Genomic DNA, 22,931 nt, shown 5'->3' with positions numbered 1-22,931 from the left:
CGCGGTGTTCAGGGGTGAACAGTCGGACTGAACAACTGAACAGTCTGGAGGTTGACAATGAACAGTTCTGAACAACACTGTCTGGACTCGATTTACCGAACAACACAGAACAAATATGGGAGCTGGCTTGCCTGCTCCCACACTTTGATCGCGCAAGGCTCCATAAAAATAACAATAAAAAGAAGGTCGCCCGATGGCCGAACCCTTGGCTCACGACACCCTTATCCAGGACTCCTGGCGCCGCTGCCGTGCGTTTGGCCTGGATCATCAGAGCGCCCCCAGCTTCGACCTGCTGCCCGCCGAGGGCATCAGCCAACTGCTGGAAAGCCAGCATTCCCTGGTGCAGACCACCCACCAGGAAGTCCTGCCCTACTACGAAAATATCCTGAGTAACTCCAACTGCCTGATCATGCTGGCCGACAACAGAGGCCAGGTCCTGACGTCGTGGGGCACCCAACGCTTTATCGAACCGAAACTGGCGCGGGGTTTCAGCGCCGGCGCCAGCTGGATGGAACGTTCCAGCGGCACCAACGCCATCGGTACTGCGCTGGCCTGTGCCCAAGCGGTGCATATCGAGCACGATGAACACTTTCTCAAGGCCAACCGTTTCATGATTGGCTCGGCGGCACCGATCTTCGATGCCCAGCGCGAAATCATCGCGGTGCTGGATGTGTCCAGCGACAGCTACCTGCCGCCCTCCCACACCTTGGGCATGGTCAAGATGATGAGCCAGACCGTGGAAAACCGGCTGATCCTCAACCTGTTTCACGGCGAGCATTTCCAACTGACCTTCAACACCGGCCTGAACAACCTCGACAGCCAGTGGGCGGGCCTGCTGATCTTTGATGAAAGCGGCCAGGTACTATCAGCCAACCGCCGCGCAGATAACTTGCTGGGCATCAGTTTGTCGCGAGTAATGATCGACAGTTTGTTCAAGGTGTCGCTGCTGGAGCTGTTGAATCAACCGGAAGGGTTGCCGTTTTCGCTGCACGCGGCGGGACGCAATCGGTTCCAGTGTTTATTGAAGCGTCCGAAGCAAATGCCGGTGCAGGCACGCGTCTTCAGTGAGCCAAAACCCAGCGCCCCACCACCGACAAAGCCGGCCTCGATTGGCCTCAAGACCCTGCATTTTGGCGATGTGCGCGTGGAAAAAGCCGTGCGCCAAGCCGAACGCCTGCTGGAGAAGGACATTCCATTGCTGATCCACGGTGAAACCGGCGTCGGCAAAGAGGTGTTCGTCAAAGCCCTGCACCAGGCCAGTTCCCGCAGCCAGCAGGCATTTATCGCGGTGAACTGTGCGGCGATTCCGGCCGAGCTGGTGGAATCGGAGTTGTTCGGCTATGAAAAAGGCGCCTTCACCGGCGCCAATCAAAAAGGCAGCATCGGCCTGATCCGCAAAGCGGATAAAGGCACGCTGTTTCTCGATGAGATCGGTGATATGCCGCTGCCGACCCAAGCCCGCCTGTTGCGGGTGTTGCAGGAGCGTTGCGTACAACCGGTGGGCAGCAGCGAGCTGTTCCCGGTGGACTTGCGCATCATCTCCGCCACCAACCGCGCACTGCGGGAATGGGTGCAGGCCGGGCGGTTTCGTGAGGATTTGTATTACCGCATCGGCGGCTTGACCCTGGAGCTGCCGCCCTTACGCGAGCGCACCGACAAACAGGCCTTGTTCCAGCAGTTGTGGCAGCAGCACCGCGAGCCGACCCAATGGGCAGGGCTCAGTGCCGAGGTGCTGGCGTTATTCGAGCAGCACCCGTGGCCGGGGAACTTGCGTCAGGTGAGCAGCGTGCTGCAGGTGGCGCTGGCGATGGCTGAGGAGCAGCCGGTGCGCCCGGAGCATCTGCCGGATGATTTTTTTGTGGATTTGAACGTCGCGGCGCCGCTGCCCACCAATGAATGTGTGGATGACGGCATCGACCTGACACAACGCCTGAAGGCGGCGGGCGGGAATATTTCCCACCTGGCGCGGGAGTTGGGGGTCAGCCGCAACACCCTGTACAAGCGCCTGCGCCAGAGCGAGACCTGACCGGAACCCTCGGGGTTTCCGAGCGTTGGTCGCTTAACGCCAGCTCCATGACACACCGGTATAGATGCCTCGACCATCAGCCGGCGTGGACCGGGCAACATCCAACCCCTTGTCGTCGTAACCCGGCGTGACGGTATTCGCGTAGCGGCGGTTGGTGAGGTTGCGCAGGTCGACCCAGGCTTGCCAGTCCTGCTTTGGCGCGTCGTAGCCGAAGGTGGCGCCGAGCGTGGTGTAAGCCGCGGCGTAATAGGAGTTCGCATAGTCCACCGCCACCCGTGAAGCATGCTCGGTGTTGAGGCTGGTGTAAAAGCCCGTCGGATGGCTGTAGCGCAGCTGCGCCTGGTAGTAATGCTTGGGAATGCCCGGCAAGGTGTTGTCGCCAAAGCGCTCGTCGTCGCGGTAGTGGAAATCGCTGTAGGTGTAGGCCTGGCGCAGGGCCAGTTGGCCGTTGCGGCCACCGTCCCAGAGCGGGCTGAGCAGGCTCAGCTCCACGCCTTGGTGCACGGTGGGGCTGGCGTTGGCTTCGGCGACGATTGCGTTGCTGTTGGCGGTTTGGGCCTGGGTTTCGACGGTGAGCAGTTCGTGCCGCACTTCGGAGCGGTACACGGCCAAGTCCCATTGACCGAACCACTGCTCGCCACGGCCGCCGATTTCCAGGGTGGTCGCGGTTTGGTTGTGCAGGCTCACGCCTTCGCGTGCCAAACCGGTGGCCGGGCCGCTGCCTTTCGGGAAATAGTTGTTGGAACCCCAGATCATCGACCACGCATGCGGCGGCTCGACCGAGCGGCTCAAGTTGCCGTACACCTGCAATTGCGGGGTGAAGTCATAACGCAGGCCGATACGCGGCGCGTAGTCCCAGTCATGTTGACTGAGCGGCGCCTGGCCTTCGGGATAGGTGACTTGGGTTTCGCGGCGGGTGTAGATCGCAGCCAACCCCGTGGTCAGCCACAAATCCTCGACCAGTTCCAGGTCATTGCCGATATGCAACACGGTGTCGGAACCCAGATAGCTGTAGTCGCGGGTCTTGGTGCCAGGGGCATAGCCTGCGGTGTTACCAGCAGGCGTACGCACATATTCCGAAGCCCCGTTGTTAGGCATCGCCTGGGTGGTACGCAAACCGAGGGTGGTTTTGCTGTCGTGACCGAACAACAGGTCCTGGCGGATGTAATTCAGGGTGCTGCTGATATCGGTGTAGGCGACTTTCAGGCGGTTGGTGCCTTCGCGCAGGTCCATCGGGTAGTCGTGATAGGCCAGTCCGACCTCGACGCGGGCATTGTCATCCAACTGCAAGGTGGTCTTGTTGGCGATCCAGGTCGAGCCGGGTTGCAGGCGCTTTGAGTCGCGCGCGACATTGAGGCTGTTGGCGGCCCGTGGATCATGGCTGATCTGGTAACGCGTCAGCTTGCCGGGTGTGTCATTGGTGGTTTCGCGGTAGCGAAAATAGAAGCGCGTTTCCAAATCCAGGTTGAAGCGGTAGCCGAAGTTAGCCGCGACGCCCTTGCCTGTTCCGGCACTCTGGTGCTGGTAACCGTCAGACTCCGAGTCGGTCAGGCTGATGTAGTAATCAGCATCCCCCACTACCTGGCCCGAGCTGATCTCGCGTTGTGCATAGCCGCGACTGCCCGCTTCATAGCGCACCTGCAACTTGGGGGCGTCATAGCCGGTGTGGGTGACGTAGTTGACCGAACCACCCAAGGCCAGCGCGCCCTGATCAAACCCGTTGGCGCCGCGCAACACCTCGACGCGGCTTTGCCACAGCGGGTCCTTGAGTTCATAAGGCGTACCGCCGGGGCCGGTCAGCGGCAACCCGTCGAACATTTCATAAAGCCCGGAGGCGTGGGAACCCGGACTGCGGTTTAAGCCCGAGCCGCGGATCGAGAGCTTCACCCCTTCATTGTTCGCCGCCTTGGCGTACACCCCGGCCTGGTACTTGAACACATCTTCGTTGCTGCTCACCCGCCCCTGCTGCACGCCTCCCATGTCGATGTAGTTGGTGCCACCGGGCACGCTCCTGAGCTGCGCCTGGGCCACTTCGCCCGCGCTGGCTTCGCCGCTGGTGACTTCAATCGGCGCCAATTGCAGGTCTTCGGCTTGCACCAGTGAAGTGAGGGTCAGGGCGGCAAAAAGCAGTGGCGGTTGGCGCAACAGCATGGGGCAGGTCCTTGGAATGCGGGGGCGTGAAAGGCCGAGCCCACCACGCGAACTGTGATGGGAAGACAGGCAGGCGCGCCAAGTCACTCCTTATTAACGGACCAGACCCTTCCCACAACAGCGTCGGACGGGGTTTATTTACTAAGTCCAAAAAAGCATTAACACATGCAAACTCAGTATTTAAAGAAATAACCGGCAAGCATTACTGTGGAACCACTGAGTCACCCACGCCCCACGAGATCGCCCCCATGCAAACATCCGCCAACATCATCGACTTCACGCTCCACCGTAAACGCCGCCAGGCGCGCACCGCGGCCGAGTTGATGTGGGCGATGTATGCGGCGCGTGCCGGGCTGGCGGTGTTTACCGCACAGGCCGCACCGTCCAGCGATACCCGCCGGGCGTAAGGCCGATGAATTTCCTGCACGTGATCCCCGAACCACCCGATCCTCTTCCAAAACCCGGTACCGACGATGACGATACCAGCCTGTGTGTTGCGCAAAACTTGCAACGCCTGCGCAGCAAACGCCATCTGTCACTGGACGGCCTGGCGCGCGCCTGCGGCGTAAGCCGAGCGATGCTGGCGCAGATCGAATCCGGGCGCAGCGTGCCGTCGATCAAGGTGCTGTGCAAGATTGCCAAGGGGTTGAAGGTGTCGGTGGCGGCGTTCCTGGAGGACCGCGCCTTTGAAGGGGTTGAAGTGCTGCCGGCGCAACAGAGCAAACGCCTGGTGAGCGCCGACGGTGCATTCGTCAGCCGCGCGTTGTTTCCCTACGATACGGCGCGCCAGTCCGAGTTCTACGAGATCCGCTTGCGAGCGCTCGGAGAAGAAGTCTCCGAAGGCCATGGCCCCGGCATCCAGGAAAACCTGGTGGTGGCCCAAGGCGTGCTGGAAGTCAGTGTCAACGACGAACGCTACCTGCTCTCCACCGGCGACTCGATCCTGTTCTACGCCGACCAGCCCCACCGCTACCGTAACCCGGCAGACAGCGAGGCGGTGGCGTTCCTGGTGATCACCTACCCGGAACGCCTGGACTGAATGCAAAAAGCCCCGACACGTCGGGGCTTTTTTAGTGCGCGTAACCTATCAGCAGGTGCAGCACATCATCGGCATGCCATTGCAGCTCATCATCATCGGCATGGCGCAGTCGTTCATCATTTTGTTCATCAGCATGCAGCAGTTTTTCATCATGTCCATGCTCATGCCCGGCATCGGCATCATTTTGCACATCATGCTGTCGCCCATCAGGGTGCATTCCATCATGCACTTCATCATCGGCATCGACATGCCCATTGCCATCATCGGCATCATCGGCATGTTCATGTCAGTCATCATCTTCATGGCATCGGCCGACAGGCACATCATCGACATGTTGGCGCACTGCATCATCATCGGCATGCCGCAGTTCATCATCATCGCCATCATTTCGGCGTTGGTCTTGAACTGAGCCATGTCCATGCCGGCTGCCGGCTTCATGGTGCACATCATGGCGTCAGCGGCCATTTCGCACTTCATGGTTGCCATCATCATCGGCATGCCCATCATCGGCATCATTGGCATGGCGGTGTTCATCGGCATCTGCATTGCATTCATCATGTTCGAAACTCCGTAATCGACAGGAAATGGCTAAGTTCTGGGACCGATTCTAGAGACGCCGGGCCGCGACGCAAGACGGCGGCAGAGCAGCAGGAACGGATGTTCGGGGGCACGCTTAGTGAATCAAGACAGCCACGCACGACGTGATGACACCCAAATCGATGCAGTGACAACTTAACTGTCTAATTCATACCGATATTCGCTGCTATAGATATTCGATTAAGGAATTGAGTCCAACCTTAAGGAAATAAACGATCTAACCAGCCTGAAAAACCTTGAGCTAAAGCGCCTGCATCAAATCATCCGCCTCCGAACCCAGTGGAAACCTGAATCCGTACATTTCATCGCACGCCAGAATGTCGGCGAGTGTTTCGCGTAGCTGCGACTCCGTCGGTGAAGTGCGTAGCAGCTTGTGTGCAGGCAATAACAATTCGGCGGGAGCACCTTGGGCGCTCGCCACGTCGATCACGGCAAAAAGGATAAATCGCAGGCGGACTTCGCGTTCAGTAGGCCAAAGCTTTTTTTGCTTACCCAAGGTAGGCACTCATGTTTAAAAAACGTCCGAGGCTATTGCCGACCGAGGGGTGTTTCAAGCAGAGGGACTCAAGATAAGACCCTTCCTACGCCGGAAAGGGAAATGCCGCACTGACCGATCTATCTACCTGCTACTGCCCTCGCAGCAGGACCTGACGCGAGGGCATGACCTGTGGCCTTACAGGGCTTTCACCGCTTCGGTCGCGGCCTCGTCAATGAACGCGGCCACTTCCACTGGCTTGGATGCCAACGAAGCGTGACTTGCGTTCAGGGTAATGACCTTACGAGCGTTGAGGCGGGCTGACATGACTTGCTGGTTCTGCGGATGAATCATCCGGTCTTCACTGGATATCTGGTACCAGGAGGGCTTCTTCTTCCAGGCAGGCGCAGAAATGGTGTCGCCAAACGTGCTGGCAAGGGGCGCTTTCTGGGTGACGGCCATGACCAGCGCTTCGTCGGCGCTCAGGTCCTGGCAAAAGCTTTCATGGAATTTCTCGGGTTTGAGCCACAAGTAACCGTCGCTGTCCGGCTCAAGATTGGGCGCTGCGGCGGGCAGGTGCTGTTGCGTGATGCCGCCGGGGCTTTCCCCTGCGTCCGGGGCGAATGCAGCGATGTACACCAGCCCCACCACATTCGGCTGGTCACCCGCCTGGGTGATCACCGCACCACCATAGGAGTGCCCCACCAACAATACTGGGCCTTTTTGCTGTGCGATCATCTTGCGCGTACGCTCCGCATCCTCGGCAAGCGACGTCAGCGGCATTTCCACCGCATGAATGGAGGTGTAGCCCTTTCGCTTCAGTTCAAGGATGACCTTGCCCCAATGCGCGGCACCGCCCCAAAAACCGTGTACTAATAAAACCGTGGGTTTATTGCTCATCGCCAGACTCCTATTCGGGAATAAAGACTGCTCGCCAATGATTGTGAAACCGGGTGTTTTTTAAGCACATCGCAGTATGGTCGAGCAATATGAAGCTGTCGCTGATGCAATCCTCTTGAATACTTGCCTGATCCTCCGAGTTATCGGCTATTGGATAGATAGCCCTTGCGCCGTGGTCTAGAGTTTAACGGCGTGCGGCCAGTCGTAATGACCAGAGCCCGCCACCGGCGATGCCTGCCGGGTTGCACGCCCCCATAAGAAAAAAGCTGTACCTACCGATGATCAGCAGATGAGCCCTGGAGCGACGATTATGGAGCTACGTATCAACCAAAAGGCCTATCAGGTCGATGCCGACGCCGACACGCCGTTGCTCTGGGTGATCCGCGATGACCTGGGCCTGACCGGTACCAAGTACGGCTGCGGCCTGGCCCAGTGCGGTGCATGTTCCGTACTGGTGGACGGTAATGTGGTGCGTTCTTGCGTCACGCCGGTGGCTGGGGTGGTGGGCCGCGAGGTCACCACCATCGAGGCGATTGAAGCCGATGAAGTGGGCAAGCGCGTGGTCGCGGCCTGGGTCGAGCACCAAGTGGCGCAGTGCGGTTACTGCCAGTCCGGGCAAGTGATGGCGGCCACCGCACTGCTCAAACAGACCGCCGCGCCCAGTGATGCGCAAATCGCAGCGGCGATGGTCAACCTGTGCCGCTGCGGCACCTACAACGCCATCCGCACCGCCGTGCATGACCTGGCGAAGGGGAGCGTCTGATGAACATGCCCAACGACATCCTCGACCTGGCTTTGGGTGATCCGGTCAATCTGTCCCGTCGACGCTTTCTGGCCAGCACAGCCGTGGGCGCACTGGTCATCGGCTTCGGCCTGCCGCTCGGCGCGTCCAGGGTGTACGCCGCCACGGCCACTGCCGCAGAACGCGGGACCCAAGTCCCGGCATTTCTAGAGATTCACCCGGACGGTACCGTTCGTCTGCTCAGCCCCTTTATGGAAGGCGGACAAGGCACCCACACCGCGATGGCACAGATTGTGGGTGAAGAACTGGATGCCGACCCCGCCACCTTCGTGGTCGAAGCTGCGCCACCCGGCGAAGCCTATGTGGTGATGGAAAACGGCCTGCGCATTACCGGCGGCAGTATGTCGATACGCATGAGCTACCCGACCATGCGCCGCCTTGGCGCACTGGCACGGGCCATGCTGCTGCAGGCTGGCGCCGAGCAGTTGGGCGTGCCGGTGGCGCAACTGAGTACACAACCGGGCCGGGTGGTGCACGCCGCTTCAGGCCGCTCGCTGGGTTACGGTGAGTTGGCCGGTCGCGCCCTGGACATGCCGGTGCCTGACCCTGCCACCATCACGCTGCGTGACCCGAGCCAGTTCCGCTGGATCGGCAAGCCGGTGAAGCGCCTGGATGCCTACGACAAGTCCACCGGCAAGGCGCAATACAGCATCGACCTGAAAGTCGACGGCATGCTTCACGCCGCCGTACAGCACGCGCCGCGCCTGGGCATGACCGTGGGCAGCCTGCGTAACCAGGCCCAGGTCGAAGCGATGAAAGGTGTGCATTCAGTTCATCAACTGCCCGGTGCGGTGGCGGTGGTTGCCGAACGCTGGTGGCACGCCAAACGCGCGGTGGAGGCCATCCAGGTCGAGTGGCTGGAAGCGGCTGCCGACTCGAAAGTGCGGGCGATGCCGGCGGATTTTTCAACCGACAAGCACCGCGACTTTCTCGCCGCCCAGCAAGGCCCGGCCCGCGACGACGAGAACGAAGGCGATGTAGCCGCCGCGCTGACTAACGCCAAAACCAAGGTCGAGGCCACGTACCACAACCAATACCTCAACCATGCCCAGTTGGAGCCGCCCTCAGCCCTGGCACGCTTCAACCCCGACGGCTCGCTGGAGATCTGGTTGCCGAACCAGGCGCCCGACATGTTCCGTGCCGACATCGCCAAGCGCACCGGCCTTTCCATCGAGCAAATCACCCTGCACTCGCCGTTGCTGGGCGGTTTTTTTGGACGGCATTTCCTATATGACTCGGCCAACCCCTACCCGCAGGCCATTGCCTTAGCCAAGGCAGTGGGCCGCCCGATCAAACTGATCTGGAGCCGCGAGGAAGAGTTCCTGCGCGACGTGCTGCGCCCGGTCGCCGTGGTCAAGTTCCGTGCCGCGCTGGATGACAAAGGCCTGCCGGTGGCAATCGAGGCGGTCAGCGCCACCGAGGGCCCCACCGAAGCCCTCGCCGGTAAACAGGGCGACAAAATCGACCCCACGGCCCTCGAAGGGCTGTCGGGCAAGTCTTATGCAATCCCCAACAAACGCATCGCGCAGATCTACGTCAAAGGCCCCGTGATGCTTGGCTACTGGCGTTCGGTGGGCAACTCGCTCAACGATTTCTTCTACGAAGCGTTCCTCGACGAACTGGCCGACAAAGGTGGCCACGACCCCTACGAACTACGCCTGCACCTGTTACGCGACAACAAGCGGTTGACCACCCTGCTGCAAGCGGTGGGTGATTTGTCCGGTGGCTGGAAGCGCGGCCCTTACACCGCCGAGGATGGCACTCGGCGAGCGCGTGGCGTGGCCATGGCCTCACCGTTCGGCACCCAAACGGCGGTGATCGCTGAAGTGTCGATTGAAAACGGCCAGGTCAAGGTGCATGACATCTGGCAGGCCATCGACCCGGGCAGCATCGTCAACCCGGCGATCGTCGAGGCGCAGGTCAATGGCGCCGTGGCCTTGGGATTGTCTCAAACGTTGCTGGAAGAAGCGGTGTACGTGGACGGCAAGCCACGGGCGCGCAACTACGACCTCTACCCGATTCTGCCGCCCGCACGGATGGCGCGCATTCACGTACGAATCGTCGAGAGTGGCGAAAAAATGGGCGGTATCGGCGAGCCTCCGTTACCCGCAGTGGCGCCGGCTGTGGCCAATGCGGTGGCGCAACTGACCGGCCAGCGCATCCGCAGCCTGCCATTGAGCCGCTACACCTTCAGCTAACCGACAGGGACCGCCCATGAACAACCGTCGATTCGTAAGAACCGCAGGCTGGCTGGCGCTGCCCTGCCTGGTCGCGGCAGGCCTGCTGGCCTGGTACGTCACCCGTGAACCTGCCTCGCCGTTCGAGCAAGCGCAGGCCGCCACTGTTGATCCTGCATTGGTCAGTCGCGGCGAGTACGTCGCCCGCCTGAGCGACTGCGTGGCCTGCCACAGTTTGCCGGGCAAAACGCCGTTCGCGGGGGGCCTGGAGATGGCCACGCCGCTGGGCGCCATTCATGCCACCAATATCACCCCGGACCGCAACGCCGGTATCGGCGCCTACACGCTGGCCGACTTCGACCGCGCGGTGCGCCACGGTGTGGCGCCGGGCGGGCGACGGCTGTACCCGGCCATGCCCTACCCCTCGTATGTAAAGCTCAGCGACGACGACATGCGCGCGCTGTATGCGTTTTTCATGAAAGGCGTGCAACCGGCCGACCAACCCAACATCCCCAGCAATATTCCCTGGCCGCTCAATTTGCGCTGGCCTATCGCGCTGTGGAACGGGGTGTTCGCCCCGAGTGCAACCTACGAGGCCAAAGCTAACCAGGACGCGCTGTGGAACCGTGGCGCCTACATCGTCCAGGGCCCGGGCCACTGCGGCAGTTGCCACACGCCGCGTGGCTTGGCCTTCAACGAGAAAGCGTTGGACGAATCCGGCGCGCCATTCCTGTCCGGGGCGCTGCTCGACGGCTGGTTTGCGCCAAGCCTGCGTCAGGACCCCAACACCGGTTTGGGGCGCTGGAGCGAGCCTGAGATCGTGCAGTTCCTCAAGGTCGGGCGCAACCAGCATGCGGTGGTGTATGGCTCGATGACCGAAGCCTTCAACAACTCCACGCAGTTCATGGCTGATGAAGACCTGGCCGCCATCGCCCGTTACCTCAAGTCGCTGCCCGGCGACCCACAGCGTGATGGCACCGCGTGGCAGTACCAGGCGGTGTCCGCCGACGCACGACCGGACGTGCCCGGCGCCCACACCTATGCGACCCGCTGCGCTTCATGCCATGGCCTGGACGGCAAGGGCCAGCCCGAGTGGATGCCGCCCTTGGCCGGCGCCACTTCGGCCCTGGCGAAGGAAAGCGCGTCAGCGATCAATATCACCCTGAACGGCTCACAACGGGTGGTGGCTGCCGGCGTGCCGGACGCCTATCGCATGCCCGCGTTTCGCGAGCAATTGTCCGACCAGGAGATCGCCCAGGTACTGACCTATGTGCGCAGCACCTGGGGCAACAGCGGCGGCGCGGTCGACGCACCCGCGGTGAACAAGCTGCGCGGGCATACCGACCCGGCCAGCAGCAGCCCGATCATCCTGCATATGCGCTGAAAAAAGGCGGTCACCCGGCCGCCAGGTCCACCGTAAAACAACAGCCATTCGGCTGCCTGGCAGTGAGCTCGACCCGCCACTGCTGGGTACCACAGATACGCTGGACCAGCGACAGGCCGAGGCCCAGCCCCTCTCCTCGGCTTTGCTCGCCGCGGACAAAGGGTTGGAACATCGCCTCGCGCTTGTCATCCGGAATGCCGATGCCGCTGTCTTCAACGCTGAAACCCTGCTCGCCGAGTGTCAGGCGGATAAACCCGTGGTCGGTGTAATGCCAGGCATTACGCAACAGGTTCCCCATGACCGATTGCAGGAAGGTCAGGTTGTACAGCTGGGGTGAGGTGTTGTGGTTTTCATAAATGAAGTCGAGGCCTTTTTCGCGAATCATTCGGCCCCAGATTTCCACCAAGCCATCCGCCACCTCGTTCAACGTTGCACTGGCCCCTCGGGCATCCGAGGCCCGTGCCAGCATCAGGAACGTGTCGACCAGTTGGCGCATTTCATCGCTGGCCCGGGCGATACGGCCCACCTGGGCCACCGATCGTTGATCCAGCGAGGGGTCGGCGAGCAACAATTCACAGGAGCTGGCCAGTACCATCAGCGGCGTGCGCAGTTCGTGGCTGACGTCACTGGTGAAGAGCTTTTCTCGGCTCAACGCGTCGCGAAGTTGCCCCAGTGTCTTGTCGAAGGACAGGGCCAGTTCCCCCACTTCATCCACCGCGTAATCCGGATGCAGCGGCGGGGCCATGTCCAACAACTGGTCGCGATGCCGCACCTGGAACGCCAGGCGAATCACCGGCGCCATCACCTTGCGTGCCAGCAAGCGGCCCAGCAGGATCGCCAGCAGAATGCTCAGGATAAAACCGACGGCCACCACGGCGAACAGCACGCGCTCGCGCTGTTCAAAGCTTTCCTGGTTGCGCAGCAACACATATTGACGGCCATCCACCGCCTGGGCCACGGCGTAGTAGGCCTCGCCCTGGTACTCGATTTCGTGGAACCCCGGTGCCAGCTTGGCCAACGCCGGGTCAAGCGCCATATCACCCTGCTCGCCCTGGGCAAAAAACAATTCGTCTTTTTCCGGGCGATGCCTCCAACTGGCGGCGTCATCCTGGCGCAACAGGCGATTGAGCCCACCGCCCAGGTCGGCGCTGGTGAGTTTGTATTCGACCACATGCACGGTGGCGATAATCCCTGCCGCAAACACACCCGCCACCAAGGCGCTCATCAGCGCAAAAACAATCACGATCCGTGTCGTCAGGCTTTGCTTGAAATCAATTGCCATTCGTGGTCCCACTGCCGCGTTCAAACTGCAATACCGGTGGAGTCGGGTAATGCCCTTCGACGCCGACGTTCGAACCAAAGATAGACCACAGGCGTGGTGTAGAGCGTGAGAATCTGCGAAACCGCCAGCCCGCCGACAATTGCAATCCCCAAGGGTTGGCGCAACTCAGAACCGGCGCCATGGCCGAACGCCAACGGCACCGCGCCCAGCAGCGCCGCCAACGAGGTCATAAGAATAGGCCGCAGGCGCAGCAAGCAGCCTTCGCGCACCGCATCCCGTGGCGACAGGCCTTGTTGCTGAGCCTGCAAGGTGAAGTCGACGATCATGATTGCGTTTTTCTTGACGATACCGATCAGCAGGATGATGCCGATCATGCCCAGCACCGACAAGTCCTGGCCGCACAGCATCAGCGCCAGCAACGCGCCAAAACCGGCGGACGGTAAGGTCGAGATGATCGTGAGCGGGTGAATCGCATTTTCATAGAGCACGCCAAGCACGATGTACACCGTCAGGATCGCCGCCAGAATCAGCCACGGCTGCGACTTCAGCGAGTCCTGGAACGCCTGCGCAGTGCCCTGGAAACTGCCGACGACCGTGTCCGGCAGCGCCACCGCCAGGGTCGCCTGGTTGATCGCATCCACGGCCGCGCTCAAGGCTTGGCCGGGCGCCAGGTCGAACGACAAGGTGATCGCCGGGAACACGCCCTGGTGGTTGATGATGATCGGCACTTGCTCGGTCTGCACACTCGCCAGCAGGCTCAACGGCACCAGCCCACCTGTGCTTGCGCGGACAAACAAGTGCTCCAGGGTGGCGGTCGAGGTTTGCCAGCTCGGGTCGAGCTCGAGGATCACATGGTTCTGGTCCAGCTGGGTGAACATCGTCGCGATCTGCCGCTGGCCGAACGCGTCATACAACACGTCGTCAATCGCCTGCACCGTGACGCCCATACGCGCCGCCGTCGGGCGGTCGATCACCAGGGTCGATTGGGCGATGGCCTGTTGCTGGTCGGAGGTCACGTGCTGCAACTGCGCCAAGGTCTTGAGCTTGGCCAGCAGCACACCGCTCCAATGGTCCAGCTCAACACTGTCCGGGTCTTGCAACGTGTATTGGTATTGGGTCTTGCTCGCGCGGCCGCCGATCTGGATGTCCTGGTTGGCCTGCATGAACACCTTGATGCCGTCCAAGCGATCCAGCGCCGGCTGCAAGCGGCGGATCACTTCACCGGCACTGGCCGTGCGTTCGCTGAACGGCTTGAGGTTGATCATCACCTTGCCCTGGCTGACAGTCGGGTTGGGGCCGATCCAGAAATACACCCGCGCCACGGCCGGGTCCTGGCCGATCACTTCGGCGGCACGGTTGACCTGGGCGCGCATGGCCAGCGGTGAAATATCCGGCGCCGCTTCCGCCACGCCCTGGATCAGGCCGTTGTCTTGCTGCGGGAAGAAGCCCTTGGGAATGGCGACATACAGCACCGCCGTGGCGGCCAGTGTCGCCACCGCGACCGCCAAGGTAATCCGCTGATGGTCCAGCACCCAATCCAGGCTGCGCCGGTAGCCATTGTGCAAACGGCTGAACACCCGCTCGCAGGCCTGGGCAAACCGCCCTTCTTCTGTCTCGGCATGCGGCTTGAGCAGCCAGGCGCAGAGCATCGGCGTGATGGTCAGCGAAACGATGCACGACATCATGATCGCCACGCTGACCGTCACCGCAAACTCGCGCATCAAGCGCCCGACGATCCCCGACATCAGCAGGATCGGCAGGAAGACCGCAATCAACGACACGGTCATCGAGACGATGGTAAACGCCACTTCACGCAGGCCATCCACCGCCGACTGCAAGCGTGACTTGCCCATTTCCAGGTGGCGCACGATGTTTTCCATGACCACGATGGCGTCGTCCACCACGAAGCCGACGGCAATCGCCAGGCCCATGATCGACAGGTTGTCGAGGCTGTAGCCCAAGAGGTACATCACCCCAAAGGTCGCCACCAGCGACAACGGGATGGTCAGGCTGGGAATCAGCGTGGCCGTGGCCTTGCGCAGGAAAATAAAGATCACCACGACCACCAGGGCGATGGACAACAGCAAGGTGAATTGCATGTCGTTGACCGAGGCTTCGATGGTCTGGGTGCGGTCGCCAACCACTTGCACCTGAACGTCGCGCGGCAACGAGGCGGTGAGTTCCGGCAGCTTGGCCTTGATGGTGGCGATGGTCGACAGCAGGTTAAAGCCGGGCTGCTTGTGAATATCCACGATCACCGTGGGCTCACTGCCCAGTTGCGCGGCTTGCTGGGTGTCTTCAGCCCCGGCAATCACCCGGCCGAGATCACCCAGCTTGATTGGCATGCCATTTTTGTAAGCGATGACCTGATCACGATAATGCTGGGGGTCGAGCAACTGGTCGGTGGCGCCCAAGGTAATCGAACGGTTTGGCCCGTCCAGGCTGCCCTTGGGCTGATCCAGGGTGCTGACGCCAATCACACTGCGCACATCTTCCAGGGTCAGGCCGCGAGCGGCCAAGGCATCCGGGTCGATCTGCACACGCACGGCGGGTTTCTGTTCGCCGTGAAAGTCCACCAAGCCCACACCGGACATTTGCGACAGACGCTGGGCGATGTAGTTGTCGGCGTAGCGGTCCAGCTCCGGCAGGGTTCTGGTGGGCGATGTCACCGCCAGCGACAACACGGTGCCTTCGGCCGGGTTGACCTTGTTGAAGGTCGGCGCGCTGGACATGGTTTTCGGCAGGTTCGGGGTCGCGGTGTTGATCGCGGTTTGCACGTCCTGGGCAGCACCGTCGATGTCGCGATTGAGGTCGAACTGCAAGACAATCTGGGTCTTGCCGGCGGCACTCGATGAGGTCATCGAGGTGACTTGCGGCACGGCGGCAAACGCCCGCTCCAAGGGGGTTGCCACCGACGAGGCCATGGTTTCGGCGCTGGCGCCGGACAACTTGGCGGTAACCTGGATGGTGGGAAAGTCGACCGTAGGCAACGGCGCCACCGGCAACTGAAAGTACGCAAACGCTCCCAGCAGCATCACACCCACGGCCAGCAGGCTGAGGCCGACGCGGCGTTGAATCAAACCGGCCAGGCCTTTCATGGTTTAGCCTCCGCCAGCGCAGCGCTGTCGGGGTTGGCCGGCATCACCTTGACGCCTGGCGCCACCCGCGACTGGCCCTGCACCACCACGGTTTCCCCGGCGGTCAGCCCTTGACGTATCCACTGTTTACCGTCGACCACAGTTCCGGCGTCGACCAGCCTTGGCTGGACGCGTTGGTCATCGCCCACCACATACACAAAGTTGCCTTGGCGACCGAACTGCACCGCCTCGGCAGGCACTACGGTCACGGCCTGACGGGTTTGCACCAGCAAGCGCGCGCTGACCAGCTCACCGGGCCACAGCTGGCCGGCCGCATTGTCAAACTGCGCCTTGAGTTGAATTTGCCCGCTGGCGGCGGCGACCTGGCTGTCGATAAAACTCAAGCGCCCCTCGGCGATGGCTTGTCGACCATCGCGGGTCATCGCCACCACCTGCAACGCGCCCTTGGCGTTCTCTTCAAGAATCTCGGCCAGGTCGTCCTGGGACACGGCGAACGCCACCGAGATCGGATTCATCTGGGTAATGGTCACCAACCCCGTGGCCTCGGCCCCGTGGGCAATGGAGCCCACATCCAACAAGCGCTGGCCGGTACGCCCGGTGAACGGTGCCTTGACCTGGGTGAACTCCAATTGCAGGCGCGCACTGTCCAGCGCCGCCTGATCGGCCTGCACCGTGGCCAGTTGCGCGGCCAGTTGGGCGCGGAAGGTATCCACATCCTGGGTCGGCCCGGCCTTGGCGGCGGCTAATTTACTGGCGCGGTCCAGGTTAACCCGCAGGTTGGCCAGTTGCGCCTGGTCCTTGGCGACCAGCGCCTGGGCCTGGGCGACTTGCGCCTGATAAACCCGCGGGTCGATCACGGCCAACAAACTGCCCGCAGTGACCATCTGGCCTTCATTGAACAGGATCTTTTGCAGCTCGCCGTCGACCCGCACCCGCACATTGACGCTGTTAAGCGCCTGCACGTTGCCGATCGCGCTGATCCAGATCGGCAAATCCTGGCGGCTGACCGCTGACAGGCGCACCGGCACGGCGCTCGCCTCCACTGTCAGCGGTGCCGCCTGGGCACGACGGATCCATTGAACACCACCGGCGACGGCGGCCAACGACAGCAGAATCATGGTGCCCAGCACCAGGCGATGACGTGAATTCAAGACACTCATGGCTGAGCCACCTGTACAGGAGATTGGGAAGCGATGGCGGCGGTGGAAAAATCCCCGCCCAAGGCGCGAAACAAGCCGACGGCGGCCTGCAAATGTTGCAGGCGCACCTGGAGCACGCTGTCTTCGGCCTGGTATTGAGTGCGTTCGACGATCAACAATGTCTGGAAGTCGGTAGAACCCAAGCGATAGCGCACCTGTGCCAGACGCGCGGCTTCGCGGGCCGAGTCGACCGCGGCCTGGTTCAATGTGTAGCTCTTGTCCAGTTCACGGGCGGCGCTCAGTTGAGTCTCGACGTCTTGCAGCGCTTCGATGATCGACTCGCGGTAGCTGGCCGTCAGCTCTTGCACGTGGGCCTGATCAAAATGCAGTTGGCCCTTGAGCTGGCCGCCTCTGAACAACGGCTGTCTGAGGGTGCCGATGGCGCTCCAGATTTGCCCACCGGCAAGCGTGTCGAAGCCGCCCAGCAAGTCCACCGACAGGTTGGGCAAAAACGCGGCGCGGGCCACCCCCACATCGAAGTTGGCCGAGACCAACCGCGCTTCCGCGGCCTGAATGTCCGGGCGCTGGCGCAACAGGCCAATCGGCAAACCCGTGGCCGGCTGCGGCACCTGCAAGCCTTTAAGGCCTTCGCCTTGCACGTGGAAACCCTCGGGTGGCGCGCCGACCAGCACCGCCAGTTGATACAGCGCCTGGTCGCGTTGCTGACGCAGCGCCGGCATGGCGGCTTCGAAGGTTTGCATGGCGTTGCGCTGCTGGGCCACTTCCAGGTTGGACACAGCACCCTGGCTGGCTTGGACTTCGACCAGGTCGAGTACTTGGCGCGCGTCGTCGGCAATCGATTGAGCCAGGCGCAGACGCTCCTGCAACGACAAGACCTGGAAGTAACTGTCGGCGATGCTCGCACTCAGGCTCATGCGCAAGGTGTTCGCGTCAAACACCGTGGCCTCTGCCAGCGCGTCGGCCGAGTCCGCCGCCGCGCGCTGCTTGCCCCAGAAGTCCAGTTCATAGGTGGCTTCGCCGAACACGCTGCGCTTTGGCGTGGTGCCGTAGTTGTTCTGGCGCTGGAAATTACCGCCCAGGTTGAGCGCCGGGTATTGCGCGGCGCCCACTACCTGAGCCGAAGCACGCGCCTGGTCGATACGGCTGACCGCCGCCTTGAGCGTGTAATTGGTGGCCAGGCCACGGGCGATCAATTGGTCCAGTTCAGCACTGTGGAATTCCCGCCACCAGGCCCCGCCCGCCGGGGCTTGCGCCGGCTGCCCGGTTTCCCACTGTGAGGCCAGGGGCACGCTGGGTGTTTGATAGTCGGGCACCATCGAGCAGCCGCTGAGCAGCAGACCGACGAGCCAAAAAGAGCTTCTTGCAACTGACATGGGCACGCGATCCCCCCGCTAAAGAATGCGGCGAAGATAGCGAGAGGTGCCTGCCAGGGCGTTCGTCAGTCGATAAACTTTTGTTTAACTAGCCTGAAAACTGTAGCCGGCACCGGGAATGGTCTTGATCAGCGAGTACTCGAAACCCTCGTCCAGCTTGCGACGCAGGCGATGGATGTGTTTGTCGATCACATTGTCATTGGGGTCGAAGTCATAGTCCCAGGCGCTGTCGAGCAGCATGTCGCGGGTCACCACCTGGCCGCTGTGGCGCATGAGTTTTTCCAGCAATAGCGCCTCGCGGTGTTGCAGAACAATCGTGCGGCCCTGGCGCACGGCGGTGCGGGTGGCGCAATCGAGTTGCAACTCGCCCACGTGCAGGGTGCGGGCCGGACTGCCTGGCTGTTCACGGCCGCGTAGCAGCGCATCGAGCCGCGCCAACACTTCGGCAAAGGCATAGGGCTTGCCCAGGTAATCATCGCAACCGGCTTGCAGGCCTTCGACCTTGTCTTGCGTCGACGACTGGGCGCTGAGCATCAGCACCGGCACCCGCGACTGTCGCGCCCGCAGCGCCTTGACCAGGCCGATACCGTCAAGGCCCGGCAGACGCCGGTCCACAATCAACGCATCGTGAATTCCTTCCAGGGCCAGGCCCAGGCCGTGGGTGCCGTCACTGGCCACGTCGACCACATGCCCGCTTTCGCTCAACCCACGCAGCAGGTAGGTGGCGGTCTGTTCGTCATCTTCAACCACAAGGATGCGCACGGCTTCGTCTCCGGCGTGAATCTAAACTTTAATTTATCTGGCGGGGACGTAGCGCCCCCCAAGGCTTTGCCACACTATGCCACCTCTGCCCTGAAGACGTGACCGGTTCTCTTGCCATGACTCATGTTCTGGTCGTTGAAGACGACATAACCACCGCCCGCGAAATCGAACTGGCACTCAGTGACTACGGTTTTACCGTGACCACCGTGTTGAACGGTCGCGACGGCCTGCTCAAGGCGTTGAGCGAGCCCTTCGACCTGATCGTGCTCGACCGCATGCTGCCCGGCGGCGTCGATGGCCTTGGCGTGCTTACCGCCCTGCGCGCAGCGGGCACCACCACGCCGGTGTTGATCCTCAGCGCCTTGAGCGCCCTTGATGAGCGCGTGCGCGGCCTGCGTGCCGGAGGCGATGATTACCTGACCAAACCCTTCGAGTTCATCGAACTGACCGCACGCCTGGACGCCCTGAACCGCCGACGCGCCGAGCCGACGGCCCCGGCGCAGGAGACGCACCTGCGGGTGGCCAACCTGGAAGTCGACCTGATGCGCCGTACGGTCAGGCGCGGCGAGCGCGTGATCGAGTTGGTGCCGCGCGAATATGCCCTGCTCGAACACCTGATGCGCAACGCAAGCCAAGTGATCACCCGCACCATGCTGTTTGAAGCGGTGTGGAACTACAGCTATGACGAGCGCACCAACGTCATCGAAGTGCACATCGGCCGCCTGCGCCGCAAAATCGATGGCGAAGGCGAAGGGCAGATGATCCACACCGTGCGAGGAGCCGGCTATGTCCTTCGCTCGCCTGAGTGAGATCCCGCGCACCATCAGCTTTCGCACCGGCCTGTTATTCCTGGGGCTGTTCGGCTGTTCGTTTTTGGCGTTGTTCGGCTACATCTACTGGCAGACCGCGTTCTACTTGAAAACCGAAGCGGACACCGCGCTGTATCGCCAGGTGGAAAATCGCAGTGCGCAGGACCCCGAGTTACGCCTGCATGAAATTCGCAAACACGTCGCGCAAGACACCGAAGCCCGCCTGCCCCATAGCCTGTTTGACGCACAAGGGCAGTACATTGCCGGCGCCATTCGCGAGTTGCCGCACTACACCGCGTTGGACACACCCCAGGAATTTCGCTGGCTCAGGGCCAACGGGCACCACCGCCCCGTGCGGTTTATCGTGCATCGGCTGGATGACGGCACGCTGCTGTTGGTCGCCCAGGACATGCACGACATTCGCGAATTCGACGAACTGCTGATCAACGCGCTGATCTCCAGCGGCCTGCTGCTACTGCTGGTCGGGCTGGTGGGCGCAGTCGCGCTGGGGTACCTGGCGCATCGGCGCCTGGACAAGGTCAGCCGCTCGATCAAGGGCATCATCGAAGGCGACTTGACCGGCCGCCTGCCGGTGCGCGGCAACAACGACGACATCGACCGCCTGGCCCTGGTGGTCAACAGCATGCTCGATGAATTGGAACGCTTGATGAGCGAGGTCAAGGGCGTGTGCGATGACATCGCCCACGACCTGCGCACCCCACTGACCCGCCTGATCGCCGGCCTGGAACGCGCGCAGCGGCGCGATATGGAACCTGCGGACTACGCCGTCAGCGTCGATGCCGCGCTGAGCGAAGCCAAGGGCTTGCTGCTGACCTTCAAGGCCTTGCTGCGCATCTCCGAAATTGAAAACAGCGCCCGCCGCAGCCACTTTGCCCCGGTGGACCTGAACCTGATCGCCGCCGACGCCGCCGAACTCTACGAGCCGCTGGCGGAAGAACGTGGCATCAGCCTGCGCGTCGACAACAGCCAGGCGCCGGCGATCATCGCGGGCGATGCCCAACTGTTGTTCGACGCCCTGTGCAACCTGCTGGATAACGCCATCAAGTTTTCACCCGAACACAGTCAAGTGCGCTTGAGCATCGTGGCCGATGCGTCGGGGGTGAGTATTCAGGTGACTGACAACGGACCGGGAATTCCCGAAGCCGAACGCCAAGCCGTACTGCGCCGGTTGTATCGTGCCGAGGCAAGCCGACATACGCCGGGCAATGGGCTTGGGTTGAGCATGGTGGCGGCGGTGGCGCGGTTGCATGATCTGCAACTGACGGTCAGCGATGCGGCGCCGGGGTGCCGGGTGGAGATGCGATTGAATAGGGTTGCCGGCTCGCGATAAGGGCTGATGCATCGAAAAATCATCGTAGGCTACCAGCCATACAAGACGCCCCAGAGGACACCACTAGCAGCCCATACCATCCCAAAATGATACGGCCACAACGCCCAACGCTTGAGGGATAGGGGGACGGACGCCAGTTCAGCCTCGGTCACCTCCCCTCTTTTGATGTGAAATTTAGGCATGCCCAACAGTTCAGTGATCAGGAGCATGCGATGAAATCGGTCGATGTGCTGATTTCTGCCCCAAAAACGTTTGTGATCACAGACCACCTTGTTCTCGCTGAAGTAGCTTTCCAGCGCTTCGAGCTTTGTGTACTCAGCGTATAAAGTCAGCCCCGCGAAAACGAACGCACCTACAGACATAAAGATTGCAAGGATGAGTTGAAAATCCATGCTTAAGCGCCCTCTGGCTGAAAGATAAAATCACCATCGATCTCTTCGATTTGCCCACCCAGAAACGCACCGCCAGCGCCGAATAAGTTGCCTCCGGCATATCCTCCCGCAGCACCGCCGATCACTGCGCAGGCCAGCACACCGTTTCCTTTAGCCGCAACGCCCAAAAAAACCTCACAACTGCGACGGGCTAATTTCGCACCTATCTTCCCTCCCCAATGAGCCCCCGCCACACCGCCCACCAACTTCCCCGTCTCCACGTACTTCGCCCGCCGACACTGCGCCTCCCGACCCTCCACACACGCCTCCTTGATCTCCAACCCTGCCACACCCACGTCCAGTGCCAACCCGACATACGCCCCCTTCCCCAACCACTTCGACATCTGCGCAATATCCCGCGTCCGCTGCGCATACCCGGCAATTTCACCCTTATGCAGATAGCTTTTGGTTGAAATCCCCAGCACCTTTTTCAGCGCCTGATTGCCCTGTAACCCCGTGCCAAATCGCGCTGCGCCTTGCAGCTGGGTGTCCAGCAGCCCGAACAGAGCCTTGCGCTGGCGAAAAAACGCATCACGCTCCAAGCCACCGGTTTTCAGGCGCTGATGCAGCCGCTCAATCTCCGCCAGCGTATGCGCCACTTCGTCCAGGTGCCGCGCCCACGCCGATGTCGCGCTGCCCACTCCCAACGAGCCGTACCCCAGAAAGCTCTGCAGCAGGTCATAGTTGTTGACCACTTGGGTTCCGGAGCCTGTGTCCAGATCCCGACGAATCGTCTCGGCCTGGCGCATCAACCAGGCTTCTTCCAGCGAGCAGGTCACGCTGTAGGTATCGGGAACAATCACCAACTGCCCCGGCGTCACCAGCCCAGGACGCAGGTGCCTGTTCAGCACGTCGAAATGATCGAAACGCTGCCGACTTGGGGCACCGCCCATCAACCGGGATTTTAGGCTGTGGTAGTCCGTCCTACGGTCGTTGATGTAGCCCTGCGCCATGCCTCACATCCCTGGATGCAATGAAGATGGCGTCGGAATATAAGCAAGCGAATACGCCCTGGACACAAGCCTGGGAAGGCTGAATAACATTTGGGAAGTTGCCTACATCGCAAGGAAGAAGCGCCTACAAAAAAGCCACTCACCTCAACGGTTTTAGGGTC

The 22,931-nt window shown here is 61.6% G+C and carries 19 protein-coding genes; 8 read left to right on the top strand and 11 right to left on the bottom strand.

What is annotated here, in order from left to right:
• Positions 1-193: 193 nt before the first annotated feature.
• Complete coding sequence (locus tag BFL40_RS26060) at positions 194-2,026, top strand: sigma-54-dependent Fis family transcriptional regulator (protein ID WP_071486630.1); 1,833 nt, start codon at positions 194-196, stop codon at positions 2,024-2,026.
• A 33-nt stretch (positions 2,027-2,059) separates the two neighbouring features.
• Here BFL40_RS26060 and BFL40_RS26055 read toward each other — a convergent pair whose 3' ends face one another.
• Entirely contained in the window at positions 2,060-4,177 is a 2,118-nt protein-coding gene (locus BFL40_RS26055; RefSeq protein WP_071486629.1) for a TonB-dependent receptor family protein, read from the bottom strand.
• Positions 4,178-4,425: 248 nt separating this feature from the next.
• On the opposite strand from BFL40_RS26055, the gene BFL40_RS34135 reads away from it, so the two are divergent.
• Positions 4,426-4,584, top strand: a complete 159-nt coding sequence (locus BFL40_RS34135) for a hypothetical protein (protein ID WP_162843043.1) — start codon at positions 4,426-4,428, stop codon at positions 4,582-4,584.
• Positions 4,585-4,589: 5 nt separating this feature from the next.
• The gene (locus BFL40_RS26050; RefSeq protein WP_071486628.1) at positions 4,590-5,216 is read left to right on the top strand and encodes a helix-turn-helix domain-containing protein; all 627 of its coding nucleotides are present in this window, start codon (positions 4,590-4,592) and stop codon (positions 5,214-5,216) included.
• 48 nt (positions 5,217-5,264) lie between these two features.
• On the opposite strand, the gene BFL40_RS33325 is transcribed toward BFL40_RS26050, so the two are convergent.
• The 3 genes from BFL40_RS33325 to BFL40_RS26035 form a co-directional block, all read right to left on the bottom strand.
• Positions 5,265-5,774 (bottom strand): hypothetical protein, encoded by a 510-nt coding sequence (locus BFL40_RS33325; RefSeq protein ID WP_074851730.1) that lies wholly within the window; start codon positions 5,772-5,774, stop codon positions 5,265-5,267.
• 280 nt (positions 5,775-6,054) lie between these two features.
• The gene (locus BFL40_RS26040) at positions 6,055-6,309 is read right to left on the bottom strand and encodes a hypothetical protein (RefSeq protein WP_071486627.1); all 255 of its coding nucleotides are present in this window, start codon (positions 6,307-6,309) and stop codon (positions 6,055-6,057) included.
• 177 nt (positions 6,310-6,486) lie between these two features.
• On the bottom strand, positions 6,487-7,188 hold the full coding sequence (locus BFL40_RS26035) for an alpha/beta hydrolase (protein WP_071486626.1): 702 nt from the start codon (positions 7,186-7,188) through the stop codon (positions 6,487-6,489).
• 310 nt (positions 7,189-7,498) lie between these two features.
• On the opposite strand from BFL40_RS26035, the gene BFL40_RS26030 reads away from it, so the two are divergent.
• Genes BFL40_RS26030 through BFL40_RS26020 form a run of 3 tightly spaced genes read left to right on the top strand, consistent with a single transcriptional unit; the run spans position 7,499 to position 11,551 of the window.
• Entirely contained in the window at positions 7,499-7,951 is a 453-nt protein-coding gene (locus BFL40_RS26030) for a (2Fe-2S)-binding protein (protein WP_071486625.1), read from the top strand.
• Entirely contained in the window at positions 7,951-10,188 is a 2,238-nt protein-coding gene (locus BFL40_RS26025; protein WP_071486624.1) for a xanthine dehydrogenase family protein molybdopterin-binding subunit, read from the top strand. Before BFL40_RS26030 ends, BFL40_RS26025 begins: the two co-directional genes overlap by 1 nt.
• 16 nt (positions 10,189-10,204) lie before the next feature.
• A complete protein-coding gene (locus BFL40_RS26020) occupies positions 10,205-11,551 on the top strand; it encodes a c-type cytochrome (RefSeq protein WP_071486623.1) in 1,347 nt (448 codons plus the stop codon).
• A gap of 10 nt (positions 11,552-11,561) precedes the next feature.
• Here BFL40_RS26020 and BFL40_RS26015 read toward each other — a convergent pair whose 3' ends face one another.
• The 5 genes from BFL40_RS26015 to BFL40_RS25995 all read right to left on the bottom strand — a co-directional run bounded on the left by BFL40_RS26015 (position 11,562) and on the right by BFL40_RS25995 (position 19,226).
• The gene (locus BFL40_RS26015) at positions 11,562-12,827 is read right to left on the bottom strand and encodes a sensor histidine kinase (RefSeq protein WP_071486656.1); all 1,266 of its coding nucleotides are present in this window, start codon (positions 12,825-12,827) and stop codon (positions 11,562-11,564) included.
• A gap of 26 nt (positions 12,828-12,853) precedes the next feature.
• Positions 12,854-15,931, bottom strand: coding sequence for an efflux RND transporter permease subunit (locus BFL40_RS26010; RefSeq protein ID WP_071486622.1), 3,078 nt, complete (start codon positions 15,929-15,931; stop codon positions 12,854-12,856).
• A complete protein-coding gene (locus BFL40_RS26005; RefSeq protein WP_071486621.1) occupies positions 15,928-17,091 on the bottom strand; it encodes an efflux RND transporter periplasmic adaptor subunit in 1,164 nt (387 codons plus the stop codon). The genes BFL40_RS26010 and BFL40_RS26005 overlap by 4 nt, the downstream gene beginning before the upstream one ends.
• Positions 17,088-18,464 (bottom strand): efflux transporter outer membrane subunit, encoded by a 1,377-nt coding sequence (locus BFL40_RS26000; protein WP_071486620.1) that lies wholly within the window; start codon positions 18,462-18,464, stop codon positions 17,088-17,090. Before BFL40_RS26000 ends, BFL40_RS26005 begins: the two co-directional genes overlap by 4 nt.
• 84 nt (positions 18,465-18,548) lie before the next feature.
• Complete coding sequence (locus BFL40_RS25995; protein ID WP_071486619.1) at positions 18,549-19,226, bottom strand: response regulator transcription factor; 678 nt, start codon at positions 19,224-19,226, stop codon at positions 18,549-18,551.
• Between the two features lie 116 nt (positions 19,227-19,342).
• On the opposite strand from BFL40_RS25995, the gene BFL40_RS25990 reads away from it, so the two are divergent.
• Together BFL40_RS25990 and BFL40_RS25985 are read left to right on the top strand one after the other, a co-directional pair.
• Positions 19,343-20,035: a response regulator transcription factor gene (locus tag BFL40_RS25990; protein WP_071486618.1), complete on the top strand. Its 693-nt coding sequence runs from the start codon at positions 19,343-19,345 to the stop codon at positions 20,033-20,035.
• Positions 20,013-21,386, top strand: coding sequence for a sensor histidine kinase (locus BFL40_RS25985; protein WP_071486617.1), 1,374 nt, complete (start codon positions 20,013-20,015; stop codon positions 21,384-21,386). Before BFL40_RS25990 ends, BFL40_RS25985 begins: the two co-directional genes overlap by 23 nt.
• Before the next feature lie 29 nt (positions 21,387-21,415).
• Here BFL40_RS25985 and BFL40_RS25980 read toward each other — a convergent pair whose 3' ends face one another.
• Both BFL40_RS25980 and BFL40_RS25975 read right to left on the bottom strand, forming a co-directional pair.
• Complete coding sequence (locus tag BFL40_RS25980; RefSeq protein ID WP_071486616.1) at positions 21,416-21,778, bottom strand: hypothetical protein; 363 nt, start codon at positions 21,776-21,778, stop codon at positions 21,416-21,418.
• Between the two features lie 2 nt (positions 21,779-21,780).
• Entirely contained in the window at positions 21,781-22,770 is a 990-nt protein-coding gene (locus BFL40_RS25975; protein WP_071486615.1) for a hypothetical protein, read from the bottom strand.
• Positions 22,771-22,931: the final 161 nt, after the last annotated feature.

It is taken from the genome of Pseudomonas costantinii, from assembly GCF_001870435.1.
In the GTDB taxonomy this organism is placed as follows: Bacteria; Pseudomonadota; Gammaproteobacteria; order Pseudomonadales; family Pseudomonadaceae; genus Aquipseudomonas; species Aquipseudomonas costantinii.
Note: the sequence above shows the minus strand (reverse complement) of the source record. Positions and strands in the feature narration are given on the sequence as shown.

Excerpts from the sequence above, each read along its gene's own strand:
- BFL40_RS26060 (WP_071486630.1), top strand. The coding sequence starts at position 194 with ATGGCCGAACCCTTGGCTCACGACACCCTTATCCAGGACTCCTGGCGC.
- BFL40_RS26055 (WP_071486629.1), bottom strand. The coding sequence starts at position 4,177 with ATGCTGTTGCGCCAACCGCCACTGCTTTTTGCCGCCCTGACCCTCACT.
- BFL40_RS34135 (WP_162843043.1), top strand. The coding sequence starts at position 4,426 with ATGCAAACATCCGCCAACATCATCGACTTCACGCTCCACCGTAAACGC.
- BFL40_RS26050 (WP_071486628.1), top strand. The coding sequence starts at position 4,590 with ATGAATTTCCTGCACGTGATCCCCGAACCACCCGATCCTCTTCCAAAA.
- BFL40_RS33325 (WP_074851730.1), bottom strand. The coding sequence starts at position 5,774 with ATGATGAATGCAATGCAGATGCCGATGAACACCGCCATGCCAATGATG.
- BFL40_RS26035 (WP_071486626.1), bottom strand. The coding sequence starts at position 7,188 with ATGAGCAATAAACCCACGGTTTTATTAGTACACGGTTTTTGGGGCGGT.
- BFL40_RS26030 (WP_071486625.1), top strand. The coding sequence starts at position 7,499 with ATGGAGCTACGTATCAACCAAAAGGCCTATCAGGTCGATGCCGACGCC.
- BFL40_RS26025 (WP_071486624.1), top strand. The coding sequence starts at position 7,951 with ATGAACATGCCCAACGACATCCTCGACCTGGCTTTGGGTGATCCGGTC.
- BFL40_RS26020 (WP_071486623.1), top strand. The coding sequence starts at position 10,205 with ATGAACAACCGTCGATTCGTAAGAACCGCAGGCTGGCTGGCGCTGCCC.
- BFL40_RS26010 (WP_071486622.1), bottom strand. The coding sequence starts at position 15,931 with ATGAAAGGCCTGGCCGGTTTGATTCAACGCCGCGTCGGCCTCAGCCTG.
- BFL40_RS26005 (WP_071486621.1), bottom strand. The coding sequence starts at position 17,091 with ATGAGTGTCTTGAATTCACGTCATCGCCTGGTGCTGGGCACCATGATT.
- BFL40_RS26000 (WP_071486620.1), bottom strand. The coding sequence starts at position 18,464 with ATGTCAGTTGCAAGAAGCTCTTTTTGGCTCGTCGGTCTGCTGCTCAGC.
- BFL40_RS25990 (WP_071486618.1), top strand. The coding sequence starts at position 19,343 with ATGACTCATGTTCTGGTCGTTGAAGACGACATAACCACCGCCCGCGAA.
- BFL40_RS25985 (WP_071486617.1), top strand. The coding sequence starts at position 20,013 with ATGTCCTTCGCTCGCCTGAGTGAGATCCCGCGCACCATCAGCTTTCGC.
- BFL40_RS25980 (WP_071486616.1), bottom strand. The coding sequence starts at position 21,778 with ATGGATTTTCAACTCATCCTTGCAATCTTTATGTCTGTAGGTGCGTTC.
- BFL40_RS25975 (WP_071486615.1), bottom strand. The coding sequence starts at position 22,770 with ATGGCGCAGGGCTACATCAACGACCGTAGGACGGACTACCACAGCCTA.